Raw genomic sequence first — 19,049 nt, 5'->3', positions numbered from 1 at the left:
TCGGGTGAATTCTCGCACATGGGGGTCGTAAGGTAGCCGGCCCGATCGACGGTCCGCGCCCGCGACCCGGTCTGTTCGCCACTCACATATTGAAGGGAACGTTCATGTTTTCACCGCTTTTCCCATCTATTTCTCGATCTTCTCGTTGGACAACCCGTGCGAGGATGCCCGCCGCCGGCGCCTTGCTCATGCTGGTCGCCGGGCTGTTCGGTTGCTCCAGCGTCGCCACTCGGCCGGCTCAGCGTGTTGAATATCCCGAAACGCGGCGGGATTCCGTTGTGGATTCGATCCACGGCGTCGAGGTGGCCGACCCGTATCGGTGGCTCGAGGACGACAATTCCGAAGAGACAAAGGCATGGGTTACGGCGGAGAACAAGGTGACGTTCGCTTACCTTGAGAGCATTCCGGAGCGCGAAAAAATTCGTGCGCGCCTGGAGAAGCTCTGGAATTTCGAGCGCTTCGGCACACCGATCAAGCGAGGCAACCGATACTTCTTCTCGCGAAACGACGGACTTCAGAATCAAAGCGTGATGTACGTCATGGACGGCCTTAACGGCGAACCGCGAATCCTGCTCGATCCGAACACGCTCTCGAGTGACGGAACCGTGTCGCTCGCGAGTTTCGATGTCGATCAGGACGGCACCAAGGTCGTCTACGGAGTGTCGGACGGCGGGTCGGACTGGCGAACTTTCCGTGTCCGCGAGGTGGAGACCGGCAAGGATCTGCTGGACAATGTCGAATGGGCGAAGTTTACGGGCGCCTCATGGGCGCGGAACGGCAAAGGGTTCTTCTATAGCCGATTTGATGAACCCGCGAAGGGCGCGGAGTTGTCCGGCGCGAATTATTTCCAGAAGCTCTACTACCACGAACTGGGCAAGCCGCAGAGCGAAGACCGCCTTATTTATGAACGCAAGGATCACAAGGATTGGGGCTTCTACGGCACCGTCAGCGACGACGGTGGCTACCTGATTATCAACGTCACGGAGGGTACCGATCCCAAGAACCGTCTGTTCTACAAGGTGCTGTCCGTGCCCGATTCGCCTGTCATTGAACTCATCAGCGAATTGGAAGCGGAGTACGACTTTATCGACAACGACGGTCCGGTCCTGTGGTTCAAGACCGATCTGAACGCGCCGAAGGGCCGCGTCATCGCCATCGATCTTCGAAATCCTGACAAATCCAATTGGCGTGAAATGATCGCCGAGCAGCCGGAGGCGCTGCAGTCGGTGTCTCACGTTGGCAGACATTTCATCGCCAGCTATCTGAAGGACGCGCACAGCGTCGTGAAACTCGTCAGCTACGACGGCCATGTGGTCCGCGAGGTTGAATTGCCGGGGCTGGGCGCCGCGAGCGGATTCGGCGGGAGGAAGGAAGACAAAGAGACGTTTTACTCCTACGCGAGCTTTAATACGCCGTGGACGACCTATCGATACGACATCACAACGGGCAAGAGCGAGGCGTTTCGCACGCCGAAAGTCGATTTCGATCCATCCAATTACGAGACCAAGCAGGTCTTCTACAGCAGCAAGGACGGCACCCAGATTCCGATGTTTATCTGCCACAGGAAAGGTCTGAAGCTGACGGGTAACAACCCCACCTTCCTCTACGGTTACGGCGGTTTCAACATTCCGCTGCCGCCGGTTTTCAGCGTGTCGAATCTTGTCTGGATGGAGATGGGCGGCGTCTATGCCCAGGCCAATCTGCGCGGAGGCGGCGAATACGGTAAGGCATGGCATGATGCCGGACGCCTGATGAAGAAACAGAACGTATTCGACGATTTCATTTCCGCGGCGGAGTGGTTGATTGACAACAAATACACGTCGCACAAGAAGATCGCCATCGGAGGATCAAGCAACGGCGGCCTCTTGATCGGCGCGTGCATGGTGCAGAGGCCCGACCTCTTCGGCGCCTGTCTCCCGAATGTCGGCGTTCTCGATATGCTGCGTTTTCAGCTCTTTACGATCGGGCACGCATGGACCAGTGACTACGGAAAGATCGAAGACGAATCCATGTTCAAGTATCTGCTTGCATATTCGCCTTATCACAACGTGAAGCCCGGTGTCTGTTATCCCCCGACCATGGTCACAACCGGCGACCATGACGATCGCGTCGTGCCGGCGCATAGCTTTAAATTCGCGGCCGCTCTGCAGGCGGCCCAGTCGTGCGACAATCCGATACTGATCCGCATAGAAACGCGGGCCGGTCACGGAGCCGGAAAGTCGACGAAGATTCAAATCGAGGAGGCAGCGGATCGATGGGCGTTCGTGCTGAATGCGATGGGAGTCCGAGCAAAGGTTGCCAACTGATCAACTGCGCCGCATGAGGACACGCGTCGCGCATGCCCTCTTGGTGGCGTGCGTGCAGGGCGGGTCGCATCGCGCGGCCCGCAATGAAATCTGAAATTGGCTGTTCTCGCAAAAACGCGAAAGCCGGCGGCGATCTCACCGTCGGCTTTCCGTCTTTTTAGGGCCGGTGTTGCTTTGATCGTCTGTCGGCTAGGTCTATTCCGATGGCGGTCCTGTTGATGGGTGGTCGGCCGAGATGTTCCCGGATCCGGCGAGTGGTGGTGAATCGGGTCCGCCGCCGCTCGCAGTTGCGAGATGAGGTTCTAACGCTTTGCGACCAGGTGAGACGGGGCCGGCCGGCTTCGCCAGCGAATCATCGTCTCTAGTCGTTGAGGTGTCCCCCAGGGACCCGCTCGAATTAAGCAGAACTGAATCGCTGGCAGACAGCGTGTCGTGAGGCTGGCTGTTCCATGAGAGCCAGACAAACAGCCCGCCGGCCGCGAGTGCGAGGGTGTAGCGGCCGACCAATCGCGCGATCCGAAACAGGCTGTTACCGTCAGATGTGCTGTTCATGGCGGGGTCTCCACGGTTCGCGGTGCAGAAGCCTCGATCAAAATGGATCCGCTTCGGTCCAGAGGCTCGGCGACGATCGATCTGGGCCCGTGCATCGTTGGACACTGCCTGGTCCAACCCACGACCGGACAAGAAGATCGGCGTCCCGTCGGCGGGTGGGACAAATTTAGGTGCATTATTTTTGGAAGGATGTGCGGCCCTCGCACGGCAGGGCTGATAACGCGGATTGACCCGGATTCGGACGATTTGCGGCTGCGGACTCCCCTTGCGACGCTTCACGACCGGCTTTCTAATGAGCCGTTTCGAATCGGTTTTCGTGTGTTCCGGCGGCCGAATCAGACTGAATCCCGCGCCCCGGATGGACGACGACCGAGGCTGAAGCTCGATAACAGACTGGAAATCTAAGGAGTGGTCCTTTGGACATCGCAAAGCTGGAAAAGAAGATTCGCGACAAGAAAGCCCTCGTCGGCGTGATGGGAATGGGCTATGTCGGTCTGCCGCTGGCACGCACATTCGGGAAGGCCGGTTACTCGATCCTCGCATTCGACGTGGACCCGCAGAAGGTCAAAATGCTGAATACCGGCAAAAGCTACATTCAGCACATTCCGGATTCACAAATACAGACCCTGATCGATTCAAAGCGCTTTCGCGCCACGGCCAACATGGCCGATCTCGGCAAGCCCGACGTGATCGTCATCTGTGTGCCAACTCCGCTTTCCAAGACGCGCGACCCCGATATGAGCTACGTGGAGTCGACCGCACATGCCATCGGAAAGACACTCCGGCCGGGACAGCTTATCACCCTCGAGTCAACCACCTATCCCGGCACGACGCGAGATCTCGTCAAACCGATCCTGCAGAAAGCAAGCGGTCTGAAGGCCGGCAAGGACTTTTTCCTGGCATACAGCCCGGAACGCGAAGATCCGGGACGCAAGGACTACACCACCGAAACGATCCCCAAGGTCGTCGGCGGACATGACCGCGCGAGCCAGCGTCTGGCGCTGGCGCTCTACGAAAACTCGATCGCCAGAGTCATCCCCGTTGCGACCTGTGAAATCGCCGAGGCCGCCAAGATCGTCGAGAATGTCTATCGATGCGTGAACATCGCGATGGTCAATGAACTGAAGGTGCTCTTCGACAAGATGGGCATCGACGTCTGGGATGTCATCGACGCGGCCAAGACCAAGCCGTTCGGATTTTCGGCCTTCTACCCCGGACCGGGACTCGGCGGGCACTGCATCCCGATCGATCCGTTTTACCTGACCTGGAAGGCGCGGCAGTATGGCGAATCGACGCGGTTCATCGAACTCGCCGGCGAAATTAACACGCACATGCCGGAGTATGTAATCAATCGCCTCGCGATGGCGCTGAACGATCGCAAAAAGTCGATCAACGGCTCGAAGATTCTCGTGCTCGGTCTGGCCTATAAAAAAGACGTGGACGATATCCGCGAAAGCCCCACGATCGAATTGATCCATCTCCTGCGGCATCGCGGGGCAAAAGTGGACTACAACGATCCGCACGTGCCAAGGACCCATAAGGGTCGCGAGCACGACCTGCGAATGGTTTCCGTGCCACTCACGGCCGCGAACTTGAAGAAGTACGATGCCGTCCTGATTTCAACTGACCACAGTGCCTACGATTACGACTTCATTGTTCGGAATTCGAAGCTCGTTGTCGATTCGCGAAACGCCACGGCGAAGGTGAAACGCGGCCGTGATCGGATTGTGAAGGCTTAAGCCCGCTTCCGGATGCAGGTTGTCTCTTGTCCTCTCCGCGTGGACATGCGGCGGTGTGTGCCCTCGCGCGCTTGCATTCCGAAGGCCGAGTCCAAATATCCAGTGAAAACCGCAACATCCGGATTTGCTGTCGGATATAATCGGCGAAAGCGGTTGCGTAGCGAGTCCGCGCCACGCGGGGTAGGTCAGGGCAGATCGGTGGGGTGATTGGGATGAATTTGTCGATTGGGTGGCTTTTCTGTTTCGTGCTGATTGCAGGTCAATCGTCCGAGAACACGGTAAAGGCTCAACTGAGTTCTACTGAAGAATCCGTGTCCGGCGTCGCGTCGGACCCGATGGCGGATGCCGAAGACTGTGTCGTCGACGATGAAGGAAAAGATCCCTTTTCATGCGGCCGTGCACAGCGAGCGGGGCGGTTCTTTAATCCGCCGGTGTTCGCTGGTGACATCGGTGGTGATCCGCGCGGCGGCGAGCCTCGCGAACCCGAAGAAGCCACCGATGTACTGCATTATTTCCTCGATATCGAAATTGTTCCCGAATACACCGGACCGACGCCGACAGCCGTTCGGGTCCAGGGTGTCAGCACGATCACCGTTCGGGCTGCTTCGGACAATCTGACGACATTCACGGTCGACATGCACGCCCCCCTGACTCTCAATAGCGTGACGGGTAATGTCACGTCCCACATGCGCAGCGGCGATTTGCTCATTATCACGCTCGATCGCCCGTACAACACGGATGAGGTCTTCCAGGTCGCCATCAGCTATTCGGGATATCCTTCGGCAGCGGGCTTTGGCGCGTTCAGTTGGTGGATGAGAAACGGCGAGATTGTTGTTGCAACGTTGTCGGAGCCCTACTACGCCAGGACGTGGTGGCCTTGCAAGGATCGCCTGTCGGACAAGGCGACGATGCAGATGCATTGCACGGTTCCGGATCCGCTGAAAGTCGGCTCAAACGGAATCAATGAAGGAATCGAAGCGTTGTCGGGAAACCGAACGAAGTACAAGTGGCACGAGATCAATCCGATGACGGCATATCTCGCCTCGCTGGCAATCACCAACTACGAGATTTACGAGCTGACCTACTTATACGATCTCGGACAGGGCACGCAGTCGATGCCCGTGGTGTGCTATGTTTATTCCGACCACTGGGATTTCGTCAACGGCGAGCCGACACCTTCGGAGAAGGCCGGCTGCGACGAATTGCTCGATCAGTTGGAGAAGTTCGGCACGCTGTTCGGCCCGTATGCCTTCCTGAATGAGAAATACGGCGTCGCTGAAACGGGCGGAACGGGCGGCATCACCTCAAGCATGGAGCATCAGACGCTCAGCAGCATGTTCCGTGTTGATATCGGCTTCAGTGATATCCATGCTCACGAGCTTGCACATCAGTGGTGGGGCGATGATGTCACATGCGGCACATGGTACGACATCTGGCTGAACGAAGGCTTCGCGAGCTATGCCGAATCACTCTATCGCGAAGTCAAGCCCTCCGGCGGCATCGCTTCGTATTGGTCCCGGATGAATGCCCGCCGCCCAAGCAGTCCCAATGCGCGGGTCTATCGCAGCAATATCAGCTCGGTCGGTGCGATCTTCAGCACGAATGACATTTACAACAAAGGCGCCTGGGTCCTGCACATGCTGCGTCATGTAATGGGCGATGCCATGTTTTTTCAGGCGCTTGCCGACTATCGCGCGACCTTCACAAGCAACTATGCGATCACGTCTGATTTTGCATCGTCGATCTCCGCAACGTTCGGGAACGATCTGACGTGGTTCACCGATCAATGGGTTATGAATTCCGGAAGCCCGCGATACGAGTGGAACTACTCAACCGTCTCATCTGATGGTCAAAACTACTTGAAGCTGCTGGTACGCCAGACGCAGAACGCCCAGGGCTTCGGATTGATCACCATGCCGGTCGATATTCGCGTCACGACGAATTCCGGCTCCGTCGTGCATCGCATCTGGAATGATCAGTGGCAGGAAAACTACGTCTTTCCGATCGCCGGCGTGCCGACCAATGTGGAGTTCGACGAGGACGGCGGCACTGACAACCGCAATTGGATTCTCGCGATCGGCAAAACCCAGACCGGCAATGCCGCAATCGCTCCGCCCGTGATTCTTTCCGCGCCGGTCACGCTCAACGGTCCGGTCTCCGGGCAGTCGCAGGTTGTTGTGACATTCAGCGAAAACATCGGCTCGTTCGATTTGGCGGACTTCAGCCTGGTCGGCGACGCGACCGGACCCAGTGCGCCCCTCAGCGTCACCTACATCAGCGGGCAGCGACGTGCGATTCTTACCTTCAGCGGCCTTCAGAACGATTCCTACACGCTTACTTTGTTCGATGACGACATCTTCGCCAACGGCATGGCGCTGGACGGCGAAATCTCCACTGCCGACTGGTGGGACAATCAGTTACTGCCGTCGGGCGACGGCCAACCAGGCGGCGACGCGGTTTTGAACTTTGTGCTTCTCGCGGGTGACGCAAACTGCGATGGTGTTGTGAATCTTGATGACATCGCACCGTTTGTCTCTGTCGCGATTGGCGATGATGTCGACGCCTGTCACTTCCTGCGAAGTGACGTGAACAACAACGGCGTTGTCGATGGCGCGGACGTGCGACTGTTCAGCAGCATCCTCGTGGGCAACTGATACCCCGTGCTATTCCGTGATTCTCGTTGCGATTTGATCCATGCCGGACTGGTGCAGTGTCAGGCTCGTGGCCCGATCGCTTTCGTCCACGTTGAAGGTGATTTGCGCGTCGACAACCTTGAGGAAAAACTCTGTCTCGGATGCGGCAAACAGTGGAAATCGCGGCTGGCCGGTCAGCATGACGGTGAGTTGTTTTCCTTCCAGCTTGACGTCGAAAATCATGCCGGGAGTGAGCTGATACCTGCCTTCATATCGCTTGAGTACCTCAACCGGGAGCTCGATCGACTGCCGCGGAGCGGGAGGCTGGTAGTCGTCCGGCAGCCGCTTGGCCGGCATGTTGCGTCCGTTCTGATGTAGCGTCACACTTTCGATGGTGCCATCATCATTGCGCTGAAAGGTGAGACGAGCCTGAACGATGCGATACGCAAACTCGGTCTCCGATCTGGGGTACACCGGTGCGGCGTCCTGTCCGGTCAGTTGAGCATACAGGGTGCCGCCTGAAAGTGTGATCTGGATGATCATGCCTGGCGCGAGTTCGTAGTATCCAACATAGCGATTCAGTACCTCCTCGGAAACCGAGGCGGTCTTTTCCGGTCGCTTCAGACGGTATTTCTTCTCGAGCAGATGAAAACCGATATCGTCCGCGCTTTCGGAAGAGTTGGTGAGCACGACGACACCCAGCTTCTTCGACGGTGCAAAGCCGCAGAATGCTCGATACCCGCCGGTACCGCCGTTGTGCCAGATGATCTCGGTGCCCTTGTCGTTGCTGATATGCCAGCCCAGTCCGATCCGAACGTTCGGCGTCTGGGTGTCAGCCCGGGGTTCAATCGAATCAGCCAGCGTCGCGGCCAGCTTCGATTCGCGAAAGCCCAGATTCGCCTCGACAAACGTGATCATATCCGCGCCGGTCGAGAGCAGAGCCCCGGCGGCGGACATCGCCTCGAAGCTGTCCCAGTTCGATGTGCGAGCGGGGCCGTCGTGACCGGGCGCGAGCCGCTTCCGCTGATCGTCAGTGAGCGTAAACACCGTGTCGATCATGCCCAAGGGCCTGCAGATGCGCTCCTCCACAAGGTCTTCATAGGCTTTCTTGTTTGCCAGTCCGAGGATGTGACCCAGGAGCCCCGCGCCGAGATTGGAATATTCATAATTTGCGCCAGGGCTGCGCGTTAGTTTGTAGCCGTTCAGGAATTCGTAAAGCCTGTCCACGGAGTAGTGGGCATATGGATTCCTGGGATCTGCCGTCATGTCGAAGTTCGTCGGCAGCCGAGGCAGGCCGGAGCGGTGCTGCGCAAGGTCCAGCAACGTGATTTGCCGCCCATCAAAGTTCGGCGCGGCGACGGATTCGGGCAGAAATTTGTCAATTGGATCGTCAAGCTTCACTGTGCCCCGGCGGGCCGAATCAGCCAAAAGTATGCCGGTAAAGGCCTTTGTAATGGATCCGATTTCAAAGACTGTCTTCGGGGTCACCTTGGTCGAATCATCGAACGAGTAGGTGCCGCGACAAAGCCACGTCACTCCATCCGGGCCGACGAGACCGACGACGAATGCGGGGGCCGATTTCGCGGCGATTCGCTGATCAATGTTCTCCCGCAACTTCTTGGGTAGCTTCGGTCCCTCAGCGATCACGGCCGAAGTGGCAAGTGCAAAGCCCATCAGGCCGGCCCAAACGGTGCGGATGTGACGGAGATTCAACATGGCGCTCCAATAATCTGAAGGTGCTGGAAGCTCTCCGATGCGGACATCCCATCCAACCGGGAAATGCGGAAAGCCATCCGCGCGAATTGAATTCGCACTCCCCTCTGAATCGGGTTCCTTCGAGGCCTCTCACGCCGTCCAGTGGGAATCGGTGGAAATCAAGGCTTCTTGCTTAATCCGGCCTCGAGCACGGAAAGGTCTTTCTCGCTGAGACCCGGCGCTGTCTTGCGGACGACTTTGACAAAATGCGCGATCTCCGACGGCGACGCCGGAAAACCGATGTTGCTCTCCGGCGCGGCAACGCTGTCGCCGATTTTCTTGCCTTCTGAATCGAGTATCACGAAGTACGGCAGTCCCTGATTTTCCCCGCCATGCTTCGCATTGAACTCCTTGCCGCCCCTGAAACGATCGACGTCGACCTTCACCGTGACAAACGCACGATCAAAAACTTCGGCGATCTCGGGCCGCAGCAGATAATCGTCAAGCCGATGGCACCATACGCACCAGGGTGCCGAGAATTGTACGAAGACGGCCTTCTTCTCTTTCTCGGCGCGGGCCAGCGCGGATTTTAGGAGATCATCGGCTGAAGGCGCCGGTGCGCGCCACTTCTTCAGAAATGCCAGCACCTTGGCCGGATCGTGATGGTCGCCCTCTTCGAGCGAGCCGGTCTCCTGAGTGGTCAGTTGCTTGCCATCTGCATCGAGAACGACCATGACCGGCAGCCCATGCTTTGTCGGATTACCATACTTCTCCACCACCGCGGCGTTATGCGGCTTGCCGTCGACCTTATCGACATCAATCAGAACCACGAGAAACTCGTCCCTCAATTCGCGGGCGATTTCCTTGTCGGACTTGCACAGGTCATGCAGCTTGTGGCACCAGCCGCACCAGTTCGCGCCGAACTGAAGAAGCACGCGTTGATGGTTTCTTCTGGCTTTCGCCAGCGCATTGGCGATCTGCTTTTCTCCGTCAGCCGTTTTGTCGTAAATTTCCGCACGTGGCGATCCGGTTGGTTTAGGCACGTCCTCAGCCGCCAATGCAGCGTGCGTATGGCCGGCCAGCAAGACAAACAGCGAGAAAATCTTCAGTCCGGAGCGGGTGGTCTGCATCGCCTGGATCCTCCAAAACAGCCCTGATGCTCTGTTTGTACGCCAAAGTGGCATGATAACCAACTTTCTCGTGAATTTCGTTGACCGGTTTCCGATGGGGTGTTGTGATGGTATCGCTTCTCGACCATTGCGGGAATCATCATGTCCGGCTCTATTCGAATCGAACGCTGTTCCAACCATCATACGGACGCGGTCCAGCGCTTCCTGGGCGAACATTGGCGGGCAGGACACATCCTTTCGCACGATCGTAACCTGCTGTTCTGGCAGCACAGTCCTCCCCGAGCCTCGGAACTCGGTTTCGACGGACCGTCCATCCTGCTGGCACTCGAACACGATCAGATTGTGGGAATGTTGGGGCTGATCCCGGTCGGCTTCAATCTGCGCGGTCGATTACTGCGCGGCTGCTGGCTGGCGATCTGGCATGTCATTGAACAGGCGCGTTCAACCTCCGCCGGACTGGAGTTGCTCGGAATGCTGCACGATCTGGCGCCTGAGGCGATCGGCGTTTTGGGAATTAACGACCGCGTGGCAAGAATCTATCGCGGCCTGCGTTACCAGGTGATGGACGATTTACCCAGATGGATCGGCATCTTCAATATCGAATCCACTTCAAATTTAATCGGCCACTGTTCGCCGGGCGACCTTCAAGCGTTTCGGATCGTGTTGAATCAGGATGCGGATGATTTTCACGGCATTTTGGTCGAGCGAATGGAGCACCGCTTCACGGCGAAGTGGGACGAATTCTGGAATCGGCAACTCGCTCCTCGACTGATCGGCACCAATCGCGATGCCGCGTATATGAATTGGCGCTATGCCGAACATCCGACCTTCCGTTATGAAAGACTGTCAGCACGCGATGAGCGGGGATGCCTTTGCGGAACAGCGGTCTATCGGATCGAGACGGTGGCAGGCAGTTCAGTGCGTGTGATGCGAATCGTCGAATTTCTGGCGAATGAGCGTGCCGGCTTGGCGCTTGCGCGTCGCATCGCCTCGGACGCGCAGGAATTCGGCGTGGCGTTCGCTGATTTTTATTGTGCAGCTCCGCAGTTCGCCGTTTCGCTTGAAGCCGTCGGCTTTCGACGTTGTGGCGTGGAGCCGACGGGGCCGATCTTTCCTTGCCGGTTTCAGCCGCTGGAACAGAGTCGTTTTGCGATGAGCGGCGCTTTCCGAATCACCTGCGAGCATTCCACGTTGAGCGATTCCCTGCTGACGGCCGATGATCTCTATGTAACAAAATCTGACGGCGACATGGATCGCCCGAATTGATCCATCGCGAAGTCGGAAGGGTATGACCGGCATCGGCCGATCGCGCAATTCTCGGGAGTGACTCTTTGCTGACCGTCGTCATGTACCATTACGTGCGCGAGACGGCTTCGACGTCGCGTTACGGTCTCAAAGCGAGGCGGGTGCATGAATTTGACGCCCAGCTCGATTACATCGCTGCAAACTTCCATGTTTGCTCGTCGGCGGATGTCGTGGCTGCCGCAATGGGCAAAAAGCCCTTGCCGCCGCGTGCATGTCTTCTGACTTTCGACGACGGGTTGATCGATCATCATCGGATCGTGTTTCCGCGGTTGTCCGCGCGAGGCTGGTCGGCCGCCTTCTTTCCGTCGGCGATGGCCGTCGAGCGACGACAGATGCTTGATGTTCACAAAGTGCACTTTATCCTGGCGGTGAGTGACGACCTCGATGCACTCGAAGGACGCATTCTGCGCGTCGTTGCCGAGTTCCGCCGTGAACATGACATTCCAGAAGATGCCGAGTTGAAAAAGCGATATACGGCCGCCAGTCGCTTTGATGCGCCGAACGTCGTATTCATCAAGCGCCTTTTGCAGCACGGTTTGCCGCTGCCGGTGCGCAGCGAGGTCGCCGACCGGCTCTTTTGCGAGACCGTCACGAAAGACGAATGCACTTTTTGCGACGAAGTCTATTTGACGATCGATCAGCTTCGACAGATGCGCGATGCCGGCATGGAAATTGGCGGCCACGGCGAACGACACGTCTGGTTGGAGCACTTGAGCGAATCGGATCAGTGTGGCGAATTGGAGCGGACGCTTTCATTTCTGGAGCGCGTACATGGAACGCGGCCGGCGAACTGGATGATGTGTTACCCCTATGGTAGTTACAATGCCACGACGTTGAGTCTGTTGAAAGAGCGAGGTTGTGCGGTCGGCTTCACGACGCGAGTCGGAACGAATGCCGACCTGTCGCGGCCGCTGGAGCTGGCCCGACTGGATACGAATGACCTGCCGGCGTGCCGCGTTAGCCCGCGTTGGGAGCAACCTGCTCCACATTGTGCAGATAGCCGTTGATTTGGTTGATCTGGGCCTGAATCACCTCCAGTTCGTGAGTAAGCACGGCTTCCAGATCATGAAGTGCGGAGTTTTCAGTCTGGTCAAGGGTTTGACGCAGGTCGTTCAACTCCTGCTCAACCTGACTCCTTCGGCCCATGACGGCATCAAGGCGGTCGCGCATTCCCATCAAAAAGCTCCTAAATACTTCTCGGGGCGACGAGGCCCGAACCCTTTTCGGCTTCACTGCGGACAGATACTCAAATGATATACGATTCAAGTCCCGCCGAATCAATAAAGGTCCAATAAGATCGATCGAATTGTACAAGAAAAACGTTTTCGCTGGCGCTTATAGGACGTTCAGATGACAGGCTCTTATTTGCCGCTAGAGTAGCCGATCAAGGAGTCGAAACCACGAAATGGACCGACCAATCGTTGAAGTTGAAGCACTCACCAAGGTTTTCCCCACCACTGAAGGCGGGGACAAGCGGGCCGTGGACGGTGTGACTTTCTCAGTTGCGCCAGGCCGGATTTACGGCCTGCTGGGACCCAACGGCGCGGGGAAAACCACGACCCTTCGAATGCTCAGTGGCTTGCTCACCCCCACATCGGGGTCCGCGCGTCTGGCGGGGTTCGACGTTCAATCGGAGCGCGAGCAGGCCAAACGGCGGTTAGGCTACCTCACGGCCAGCACCGGGCTTTATCAACGACTCAGCCCGCGTGAGCTGCTTCGATACTTTGGTGAACTGATTGACATGGAGCGGCAAGCAATCGAGCGCCGCATCGTTGAACTGGTCGAATGGCTCGATATGAAATCCTTTGCAGATCTGCGCTGCGGCGGGCTGTCCACCGGCCAGAAACAGCGAACCAATATCGCTCGGGCGCTGATGGGCGATCCGCCGATTCTGGTCATGGATGAGCCGACACTCGGACTCGACGTGCTCACGAATCGCGTTGTACTCGATTTCATTCGAGCCGAGGGCGCACGCGGCAAGGCCATTATCCTGTCAACGCACTATCTCGATGAGGCCGAAACGCTTTGCAATGAATTCGGCATGATTCATGACGGTCGTCTCGTCGGGACGGGCGATCTGGCCTCGCTTCAGGCCTCGTCCGGCAAACGCCGCCTGAGTGAAATCTTTCTTAAACTGTGTGGTCAATCGGAGCATGTGCTGACGGGCGTGCCGAACGACACGGCGGAGAGCCCGGAATGAATCGATATCGTCGTGTTTCGACTGTCTTTCGAAAAGAGTTGATCGAAACGCTCCGCGACCGCCGCACCCTGATGGCGATGGTCGTGGTGCCAATCGTTCTATATCCGATTCTCATGGTCGTGCTGGTAGAGGCGCTCAAGAGTGAGGCAGGGCGGCAGGAGAAGGAACATTATCTCGTCTGTGTGCCGGACCAGGACCATCGCGCCTGGCTGGATGGGGTATTCAAACGTGAAGAGGACGCCCGCGCCGAAGAGGCGCGACTGACCGAGGAGGCCGCAAAACGCGTCGGGCGCGCACCGGAGAATGCGGCCGCCGCGTTTCAAACGCGACTGCGCTGGGATCAGATCACGATCGACGTGGTACCGGCGGATCAGATGTGGGATCGGGTCTCGCGTGGCGGCTACCATGTCGGCGTGCTCGTCAACCCGCCCCCGGATCCGGAGCACTTCGCCGACAGGCACAACCGTGTCGTGCAGATTCTCTATAACGATACGAACCCGCTGTCGGACGTGATGTATCGCCAGCTGAATTTTATTTTCGGCAATGAGATGGAACGAATCGTTCGCGCGCGTGTCCGATCGGTTGCTGGAAGTGATCAACTCCTGTCGCCTCTTGCGGCGAACAGCATTTCAACCACAAGCCCCGACCGCCAGTTTGCCAAGGCACTGGCGATGATCGTCCCGTTCCTTCTCGTGACCATGACGGTGACCGGTGCGATGTATCCGGCAATTGATCTGACCGCAGGCGAGCGGGAGCGCGGCACACTGGAGACGTTGGCCGTGTCGCCGGTTCCCGTAGGGCAGATCGTCGCGGGCAAGTTTGGCGTGATCGTGACGATCGCAATGACGACGACGGCGCTCAATCTCGCATCGATGACCGCCGTGATTCACTTCAGCGGCATGGACAAGCTCTTCTCGACGATGAAGCCCGAATCGGATTCGGTCGGCTTGAGCGTCGAAGCCATGATCGTCGGTGAGCCTGGACCCGGCGCGACTGAATTTGCAGGACAGCAGCGCTCGAACATTGAACGCCGCCGGTCCATTGAACGGGCGGCGGCCGAGTCGGTTGGCTTCATCGCGAGCGCTGCTCCGGTGGTGCTTGCATCGATGATTCCGTTTGCCGTGCTGTTCAGCGCCGTCATGCTTGCGGTATGCAGCTTCGCTCGCACCTTCAAGGAAGCGCAGAATTACATGATGCCCGTGATGATGTCGGCGATCGTGCCTGCGATGATCGTGTCTTATATGCCGACGATCAAGCTGGAAGGCGTGATGCTGGTCATTCCCGTTGCGAATATCGTCGTGCTGATGCGCGAATTGTTCCTTGGAAACCACAACGTTGCCGCGATGGTGCTTTGCCTCGGATCGACGTGCTTCTATGCGGCGGCAGCCGTCGTGGTGGCGAACCGCGTTTACGGCAACGAGTCGGTCCTCTTCAGCGATGTGGGTTCGTACAAGACGTTGTTTGTGCGGCGCTACCTGCGGCCGCAGAAGCTGCCTTCGTCGGCGATGGCGCTTCTGACTGTTGCCCTGTTGTTCCCGTTCTATTTCTATGCCCAGGCCGGCCTGATCGGCACTGAGTCAGCCGCGCGGAATCAAGTCGTGCTTGTCATCACGCAGATCGGTTTGTTGGCGTTACCAGCCGTGCTGCTGTCGTGGTACGCACGGACTGACATTCGAGAGACTTTCTCGCTTCGAATGCCATCGCTACCGCATGTGGCGGGCGCGATGCTGCTGGCGGTATCGATGACCCCGGTCGTGACACTCCTCCAGCGCATCCAGTTCCACTTTTTTCCGGCAACCGACTTGGTCCACGCACTCGAGCAACAGAAGGCGATCTTGTTCGGCAATTCTCCGTGGTGGATCATCGTCCTGGTCTTCGCCATCACACCGGGAATTTGCGAGGAGTTATTGTTCCGCGGTTTCCTTCTTGGCGGCCTGCGCGAGCGAGTCGCCCAGTGGAAGACCGTTATAATCGTCGGGGCGATTTTTGGACTTTTTCACTTTCAGCTGGAGAAGATTCCGGTCACCGGCGTGATGGGAATGGTGCTCGCGTGGGTCTGCCTTCGATCGGGATCCATTTTTCTGTCAATCCTGGTGCACGCCGCGCACAATGCCCTTTCCGTTGCTGCGGAGACTTTTCCGATCATTCCTCGATTTTTCGGATTGCCGCAGACTGCGGAAGAGATCGGCCGACTCAATCTTGATGTCCGGACCGCTGCATTTCTCTTGACGTTCATGCTTGGGATTGCAGCTTTCGCCCTGGCTCGGCGCCGCACGGCCTGAGCAGGCCCGGGTCATGCTGGTTCAAACGGCGTGCAATCGGCTTGGCGGCATACGGTGCGGTTCACGCCATCAAGTGAAGATCACCTCTTTCGCTTGTCGGGCGATCGCTCCCACAGCCGGGTGCGCGAACGTTCGATCAACGGAGACTGCAAAGAAACGCTCCTTGATATCCGGCACCCGGCCCACGGGAATCACACCATGTAGTCGGCGCAGGTCGCGCGCGACGACCGTCGGCATTGCAAACAAGCCGACACCGTGCTGGCCGAACACATTCAACAAGGCGGAGTCCTCGAATTCGCCCACGACGCGCGGCCTGATGCCGGATTTCTCGAACCAGTGATCGAGGCCCGCACGAAGCGTCGACGACCTGGCAGGCAGAACGAACGGTTGTCCGTCGAGCGATTTCGGAAACTCCCGCTGACAGTTTCGCGCTAACGCTTGCGCGCCGAATATGCCGACACCGCATTCACCGAGCAGGTGTCCGAACGCACGTCCGCGCACGGTCGGCGCGAGCGGCGAATCAAGTATCACCACGTCGAGTTCGTTGTCTGAAAGCTGGGCAAGCAGGGCGGCGGGTCGCCCCTCCACGCAAGATAGGGTGATCGGCTCAGGCAGTTCAAGCGCCGGACGAAGCAGACGGTATGCAACCACCTTGGGTATCGCGTCGGCCACGCCCACCAGAAACGGAAGGGGGCCGCGCGTTATACGACCGGAAAGCGAGTCGATCAACTCGCGTCCCAACGTGAAGATGTCATCGGCATATCGAAAGGCCACCTTGCCAGCCGCAGTGAGAACGAGCTTTCGTCCGCGCCGGTGGAACAGGGTTGCCTTGAGAGCGGCCTCAAGATCGCGAATCTGCATGGAGAGCGTCGACTGGGAAATCATCAGCTTTCGTTGGGCCGCGGCGATGCTGCCCTCGCGTGCGACGGCCCAGAAATGTTGCAGGTGAAGATAGTTCAGTTCGATCATGGGGGATTCCTGGGTTCACCGGCCCGATTATCGCGTGCAAAAGGACCGTGATTCGGCCGCCGGCAATCATTCTATTTTATAGATAAACACGATTTAGATTATCTATGAAACAGATCTGTCGGGCAATCCGTATATTACAGTGAGAGCAGGAATGATCCTGCTCCGCTTCAGATGGAGGTCAGACATGAATCTGGTGCTTCAGACGCGCAACATGAGGATCAACACCCAGCTTCGTGAGTGGATCGAGCGCAGGCTCGCCTATGCACTCGGGCGGTTTGCTTCCCGATTAACCGAGGTTCGCGCGGTGCTGTCGGATGAAAATGGCCCACGCGGTGGCTTGGATCGCCACTGTAGCCTGGAAGCGCGTTTGAAATCATCCGGGTCCGTGATTGTTGACGTCATTGACGCTGAAACAGAGACTGCCGTGAGCCGAGCGGCGGATCGCCTCGCCCGGCGCATTCGCGACACCTTCGAGCGCCGTCGCGACATCAGGCGGCGACCGTCAGGTTCACGCCAGTAGGAAATCTGTTTGTCGGCACCCCGTGTTGAGCGGACGATTCGTCGGCTCGGCACGGGGCCGGGATTACGATCGGCCGAATACCCAATCGTTTATCTCGAAGGGCGGCCGCGACGGCTGCTCACGACGACCGACCCACCGTTGCCCATTCCCAGCAATACGTCGGCGCCGTCCTCTTTGAGCGCCGAGATCGATTCCTCGGTGAGCGGTTGGCCGTTGATACGCACGATGATGTCGCCGGGCGTCAGGCCCGATCGGTCGGCCGGGGAATCCGCATCCACTCGCAGAACCAGCAGCGCGTTGTCCGGCAGGTTCGCGATCAGTCGTGTTGACTGCGGCACCGTCCCAAGTTCCGCGCCACGGAACGAAATCATCACATCCGGCAGCGGCTTGGGATCCGCGGATGGCCGCCGTACCAGCGTGATTCTTGCGGTTCGTTGCTTGCCGTTACGCACATAGTTCAGGCCGACCACATGGTTCGGACCGAGTGAGCCGATTGTTCGGACGAAGTGCTCCACCGACTTGATCGCCTCGCCGTTGACGCTCGCCACGACGTCCCCTCCGCGAACGCCGGCACGCTCCGCCGGGCCGCCCGGGAACACGGTCGTGATGACCACGCCCTCGCCGGACGGCAGGGCCGCCACCGCGCGCCGTCGTTCATCGATCGGCTCTACCTCCACCCCCAGATAGCCATATTCGACCTGCTGGCCGCGGAGGAGCTTATTGATGATGGATCGCGTGTGTCGGTTGATCGGCACTGCGAAACCGATGCCGTCGTGACCGTCTGACCGCGTGCTGACCGCCGTGATGATGCCGATCACCCGGCCGCGCACATCAATGAGGGGGCCGCCCGAATTGCCCGGATTGATCGGCGCCGTCGTCTGAATCATGTCGCCGTAATACCGGTCTTCGTCACGGCCGAAGTTCTCCGGAAGCGGGCGTCCGATCGCACTGATGATCCCATGGCTGACGGCTGCCTGTCCGTCGCCCGAAAGCCCAAGTGGATTTCCCAGCGCGACGACGATGTGGCCGCGCCGCGCCGAGTCGTCCTCCGCCAGGTCCGCCGCGCGTAGATTTTCCGACTGAATCCGGATCACCGCCAGATCAGCACGGCGATCCTCGGCGATGGGCATGGCTCGGATGGAGCGGCCGTCGTGTAGAACAACGTTGATTCGTGTCGCTTTGTCGATGACGTGCTGGCTGGTGAGGATCATGCCGTCGTCGCGGATTATCACACCGGCGCCGGTACTGATCCACGCGCGCGGGGCCCAATCGTCGCGTTGCCCAAGCCCGGACGGATTGCGATCGGCCTGAATGGTTACGACGCTGGGCTCGACTTTTCGAACAAGCGAGGAAACGGCGTTTTGAACCCGGCGGAGCAGATCCTCGCCTTCGAGCAGGATGGCGATGTCGTTAGTTCCCGGCGTCTCTTCGGCAGCCGGTTCCCCGGCCGGTTGAGATGTCGAGCGGCTCGTCGTCGGTGATTCGGGCGGCGAGCCGTCTTCGGCCGCGGTCCGTGGAAGGCAGGACAGAAATCCGATGGCTGCGGCACATGCCGCGCATCCCAGACCATGTCCCATCCGGCGACGCTGACGAATCAACGGGCGTCGGTCAGACGGCGCGCGGTTCCACGACGCCCGTTGGAATAGAACGACGTGCTCACGCGGATTTTGATCTGACTGAAAGTTGCTCACGGTCCATCGGCTCCATCCGAAAGTACC

General features: G+C 58.5%; 14 protein-coding genes. 8 read left to right on the top strand and 6 right to left on the bottom strand.

The genetic code is table 11. The features are described 5' to 3' along the window. Positions 1-188 precede the first annotated feature (188 nt). The gene (locus KF841_02515) at positions 189-2,306 is read left to right on the top strand and encodes a S9 family peptidase (GenBank protein MBX3394220.1); all 2,118 of its coding nucleotides are present in this window, start codon (positions 189-191) and stop codon (positions 2,304-2,306) included. Positions 2,307-2,501: 195 nt separating this feature from the next. Here KF841_02515 and KF841_02510 read toward each other — a convergent pair whose 3' ends face one another. Beyond that, positions 2,502-2,858, bottom strand: coding sequence for a hypothetical protein (locus KF841_02510; GenBank protein ID MBX3394219.1), 357 nt, complete (start codon positions 2,856-2,858; stop codon positions 2,502-2,504). 473 nt (positions 2,859-3,331) lie between these two features. Between KF841_02510 and KF841_02505 the strand changes: the two genes are divergently transcribed. Both KF841_02505 and KF841_02500 read left to right on the top strand, forming a co-directional pair. Beyond that, positions 3,332-4,597 carry a nucleotide sugar dehydrogenase gene (locus KF841_02505; protein MBX3394218.1) on the top strand — a complete coding sequence of 422 codons (1,266 nt, stop codon included), beginning with the start codon at positions 3,332-3,334 and terminating at the stop codon, positions 4,595-4,597. Positions 4,598-4,809: 212 nt separating this feature from the next. Further along, the gene (locus tag KF841_02500; protein ID MBX3394217.1) at positions 4,810-7,251 is read left to right on the top strand and encodes a hypothetical protein; all 2,442 of its coding nucleotides are present in this window, start codon (positions 4,810-4,812) and stop codon (positions 7,249-7,251) included. Positions 7,252-7,260: 9 nt separating this feature from the next. On the opposite strand, the gene KF841_02495 is transcribed toward KF841_02500, so the two are convergent. Together KF841_02495 and KF841_02490 are read right to left on the bottom strand one after the other, a co-directional pair. Beyond that, entirely contained in the window at positions 7,261-8,946 is a 1,686-nt protein-coding gene (locus KF841_02495; protein ID MBX3394216.1) for a serine hydrolase, read from the bottom strand. Positions 8,947-9,104: 158 nt separating this feature from the next. Continuing rightward, a complete protein-coding gene (locus KF841_02490; protein MBX3394215.1) occupies positions 9,105-10,055 on the bottom strand; it encodes a thioredoxin family protein in 951 nt (316 codons plus the stop codon). A 141-nt stretch (positions 10,056-10,196) separates the two neighbouring features. Here KF841_02490 and KF841_02485 point away from each other — a divergent pair, with 141 nt between their 5' ends. Both KF841_02485 and KF841_02480 read left to right on the top strand, forming a co-directional pair. After that, positions 10,197-11,321 (top strand): hypothetical protein, encoded by a 1,125-nt coding sequence (locus tag KF841_02485; GenBank protein MBX3394214.1) that lies wholly within the window; start codon positions 10,197-10,199, stop codon positions 11,319-11,321. Between the two features lie 65 nt (positions 11,322-11,386). After that, positions 11,387-12,367, top strand: a complete 981-nt coding sequence (locus KF841_02480) for a polysaccharide deacetylase family protein (protein ID MBX3394213.1) — start codon at positions 11,387-11,389, stop codon at positions 12,365-12,367. On the opposite strand, the gene KF841_02475 is transcribed toward KF841_02480, so the two are convergent. After that, on the bottom strand, positions 12,318-12,536 hold the full coding sequence (locus KF841_02475; GenBank protein MBX3394212.1) for a hypothetical protein: 219 nt from the start codon (positions 12,534-12,536) through the stop codon (positions 12,318-12,320). The two genes, KF841_02480 and KF841_02475, sit on opposite strands and share 50 nt — an antisense overlap. A gap of 241 nt (positions 12,537-12,777) precedes the next feature. Between KF841_02475 and KF841_02470 the strand changes: the two genes are divergently transcribed. Both KF841_02470 and KF841_02465 read left to right on the top strand, forming a co-directional pair. Further along, positions 12,778-13,560, top strand: coding sequence for an ATP-binding cassette domain-containing protein (locus tag KF841_02470; GenBank protein ID MBX3394211.1), 783 nt, complete (start codon positions 12,778-12,780; stop codon positions 13,558-13,560). Then, a complete protein-coding gene (locus KF841_02465; protein MBX3394210.1) occupies positions 13,557-15,842 on the top strand; it encodes a CPBP family intramembrane metalloprotease in 2,286 nt (761 codons plus the stop codon). The genes KF841_02470 and KF841_02465 overlap by 4 nt, the downstream gene beginning before the upstream one ends. Before the next feature lie 69 nt (positions 15,843-15,911). Here KF841_02465 and KF841_02460 read toward each other — a convergent pair whose 3' ends face one another. Next, positions 15,912-16,811, bottom strand: coding sequence for a LysR family transcriptional regulator (locus KF841_02460; GenBank protein ID MBX3394209.1), 900 nt, complete (start codon positions 16,809-16,811; stop codon positions 15,912-15,914). 184 nt (positions 16,812-16,995) lie between these two features. On the opposite strand from KF841_02460, the gene KF841_02455 reads away from it, so the two are divergent. Then, on the top strand, positions 16,996-17,331 hold the full coding sequence (locus KF841_02455) for an HPF/RaiA family ribosome-associated protein (protein MBX3394208.1): 336 nt from the start codon (positions 16,996-16,998) through the stop codon (positions 17,329-17,331). Between the two features lie 89 nt (positions 17,332-17,420). On the opposite strand, the gene KF841_02450 is transcribed toward KF841_02455, so the two are convergent. Then, the gene (locus KF841_02450; GenBank protein MBX3394207.1) at positions 17,421-19,022 is read right to left on the bottom strand and encodes a trypsin-like peptidase domain-containing protein; all 1,602 of its coding nucleotides are present in this window, start codon (positions 19,020-19,022) and stop codon (positions 17,421-17,423) included. Positions 19,023-19,049 lie beyond the last annotated feature (27 nt).

The sequence above is a fragment of the Phycisphaerae bacterium genome, from assembly GCA_019636475.1.
Lineage (GTDB): Bacteria > Planctomycetota > Phycisphaerae > UBA1845 > UTPLA1 > JADJRI01.
Note: the sequence above shows the minus strand (reverse complement) of the source record. Positions and strands in the feature narration are given on the sequence as shown.

Excerpts from the sequence above, each read along its gene's own strand:
- KF841_02515 (MBX3394220.1), top strand. The coding sequence starts at position 189 with ATGCTGGTCGCCGGGCTGTTCGGTTGCTCCAGCGTCGCCACTCGGCCG.
- KF841_02460 (MBX3394209.1), bottom strand. The coding sequence starts at position 16,811 with ATGATCGAACTGAACTATCTTCACCTGCAACATTTCTGGGCCGTCGCA.
- KF841_02455 (MBX3394208.1), top strand. The coding sequence starts at position 16,996 with ATGAATCTGGTGCTTCAGACGCGCAACATGAGGATCAACACCCAGCTT.
- KF841_02485 (MBX3394214.1), top strand. The coding sequence starts at position 10,197 with ATGTCCGGCTCTATTCGAATCGAACGCTGTTCCAACCATCATACGGAC.
- KF841_02495 (MBX3394216.1), bottom strand. The coding sequence starts at position 8,946 with ATGTTGAATCTCCGTCACATCCGCACCGTTTGGGCCGGCCTGATGGGC.
- KF841_02510 (MBX3394219.1), bottom strand. The coding sequence starts at position 2,858 with ATGAACAGCACATCTGACGGTAACAGCCTGTTTCGGATCGCGCGATTG.
- KF841_02500 (MBX3394217.1), top strand. The coding sequence starts at position 4,810 with ATGAATTTGTCGATTGGGTGGCTTTTCTGTTTCGTGCTGATTGCAGGT.
- KF841_02490 (MBX3394215.1), bottom strand. The coding sequence starts at position 10,055 with ATGCAGACCACCCGCTCCGGACTGAAGATTTTCTCGCTGTTTGTCTTG.
- KF841_02505 (MBX3394218.1), top strand. The coding sequence starts at position 3,332 with ATGGGAATGGGCTATGTCGGTCTGCCGCTGGCACGCACATTCGGGAAG.
- KF841_02465 (MBX3394210.1), top strand. The coding sequence starts at position 13,557 with ATGAATCGATATCGTCGTGTTTCGACTGTCTTTCGAAAAGAGTTGATC.
- KF841_02475 (MBX3394212.1), bottom strand. The coding sequence starts at position 12,536 with ATGGGAATGCGCGACCGCCTTGATGCCGTCATGGGCCGAAGGAGTCAG.